This is a genomic window from uncultured Vibrio sp. (genome assembly GCF_947488985.1).
Taxonomy (GTDB): domain Bacteria; phylum Pseudomonadota; class Gammaproteobacteria; order Enterobacterales; family Vibrionaceae; genus Vibrio.
In genome coordinates this window covers 1-2,018 of the sequence record NZ_CANLBV010000194.1, presented here as the reverse complement: position 1 = coordinate 2,018, position 2,018 = coordinate 1, and the positions used below count along the sequence as shown (strand labels likewise).

Below are 2,018 nucleotides of genomic sequence, written 5' to 3'. Positions count from 1 at the left end.
AACTCGTTACGCAGTGTTTCCCATAGCCCCATTACAAGCGGTACAACCGTGCCAATTAGGCCACCATATTGCACACCCGCTTCAGTAACGGTTGCTGTGAGTAGTTCAGGGTGACCCGATACCAAGGCTACGCCAGCTCCCAATAGGGCGATCCCTTTTTGGGTGGATGGTTGCTCTAGGTCGATACTGAGCTTGTCTTTCAGAAAGGTTTTCATAGTAATTTATGTCCTTTTAAATACTTGATTGCGTAGGCGGCGAGAACGCCACCTACAACGGTTATTGCGATTCGTTTGGCATCGTCTTTTGTCATGCCATTTCAACCCCTTTTCGTGCCATATCCAACGCGTAGTACGATCCTACCTCCATGCGTGACATAGCATGAAGTAAGACTGCGAGTTGTTCCGAGGTGGTGACGTCTACCATTTCGTTAGCATCGATGTCAGTCCACTTACTGACGTTGATCACGTAGTTTGAGGTGTCGTTTTCATGGCTAGGTGCAAAGCGGTTAATCATCTGGCTCAAGGTGCGATAGCCTTGACGGTGGTAACTTCTTAGCACTCGTGCACCGGCACGAAAGCCGAATGCAGGGTTTGTGAAAATGACGAAACGTCCATCAGAGCCGCGCTGGCCTTCCCAATCGTTAACCGCGTTATACTCGATATTCACGGGGTTGTTGTTGCGAACCCCACGCGGTAAGGTTTTTTGATAATTCATGTAGGCAAGCCCCCCAATTATGCAGACGCTTGCGGCAATGATGGTTTTTGAGGCCATACCACATCTTCCGGATTTGTGTAGGTTTGAGGGACATCGCGTAGAGCTTGGCGATATTGGCGGAATGGTGTTTCGTCGACACCTTTATCAAGGGCGGTATTCACCAAGTGATCAGCTTCAACCATTAGGCGATCGCGCTTTTCGATATGTTCAACCCATTCTTCTGCGACAAGGCCGCGTCTTGTTACAATTAACATGGTCATTATGCTTACCCTTATGCGTGCAATTGGTTAATTTTTCGATAGGTGTTGTTTTTTTCGTTGTACAGCTCACCGTGTCGTTTTGACAAAGGCCAATGGCCGACGCAAGTGGTCGGTAAGGCCAAATAAATCACATCACCGACAGAAACATTTTCCAAATTTATATCCTTGTGGCTGTAACTATGTGGGTTGCCAGTGTAATGACTTACATGCTGTTTCCAGTCACTTGTACCTCCTGCATCAAAGACGGCAACAGTGGTAGTTCCTTCCACCTTGGTATACGCCATGAAAGAGGCCGCAGGATAATGCTTCACATGTTGGTCGGGGATAGTAAAGTCATAACCATTCAGTGCCATAAAGTCCAAATCTAAAATAGTCAGTTTTAAGATGTTGAAGTTTAGAGACATATTTGTAGTACTTCGTCCCACACCCATGAAGTCCAACAATTCTTTTGCAATTGGGTCCCGCAGTTCTGGGTCGCCTGAACCCACCCAAATCATTTCAGCCTTAATACTGTCATTTCGTCCTGTATTTACCCCCATGCCTAAAGGAAAAACATTTTCGACTCCGTGTCTGTTAGTTGACAGCGAATTGATGTCATAAAAATCATGATTATAGTTTTGTGCCGTAAAGCCCATTTCGCTACGCACTGTTTCAGTATCCACACGGCCAATCGCTGCTAGAGCTTCGTTGTCTACTTGGCTTTTCTTTGCTGCCCACTCACTATTTACATCTGCGATAAGTGAAGCAAACGCTGTTTCCATCGCACGAATAGCACCGCCCTTGATGCTGTCTAGTAGGTTTCGGGCTTCGGTCACCAATTGGCCGATTGCCGTAAAATCACTCATTGAGTTCTTTCTCCATTTCTTCCGCTACGACCTGTAGGCGAGGGAGCGTATTGGCTGCCACACTGTCCGCCAGTTCGTGAACGTCATTATCTGAATCGAAAGCGTGACGTTGTAATGAAACCACCGCCGCACTTAATGCCACCTGATTGCTGTAAACGCCTTGCATCATTTCCAATGCGTCTACTTGTTCAGGCTGTAG

General features: G+C 46.9%; 5 protein-coding genes. All 5 read right to left on the bottom strand.

Annotated features, from left to right (window positions below; all coding sequences use genetic code 11):
• The coding region (locus Q1A70_RS19650; RefSeq protein WP_299695636.1) for a hypothetical protein at positions 1-215 on the bottom strand (215 nt) is incomplete at its 3' end.
• 91 nt (positions 216-306) lie between these two features.
• The gene (locus Q1A70_RS19645; protein WP_299695638.1) at positions 307-714 is read right to left on the bottom strand and encodes a virion protein; all 408 of its coding nucleotides are present in this window, start codon (positions 712-714) and stop codon (positions 307-309) included.
• Positions 715-731: 17 nt separating this feature from the next.
• Positions 732-974, bottom strand: a complete 243-nt coding sequence (locus tag Q1A70_RS19640) for a phage tail assembly chaperone (RefSeq protein ID WP_299695640.1) — start codon at positions 972-974, stop codon at positions 732-734.
• An 11-nt stretch (positions 975-985) separates the two neighbouring features.
• Positions 986-1,819: a phage tail protein gene (locus tag Q1A70_RS19635; protein ID WP_299695642.1), complete on the bottom strand. Its 834-nt coding sequence runs from the start codon at positions 1,817-1,819 to the stop codon at positions 986-988.
• Positions 1,812-2,018: hypothetical protein (locus tag Q1A70_RS19630; protein ID WP_299695644.1), on the bottom strand; the 207-nt coding region annotated here is incomplete at its 5' end. The genes Q1A70_RS19635 and Q1A70_RS19630, both read right to left, overlap by 8 nt.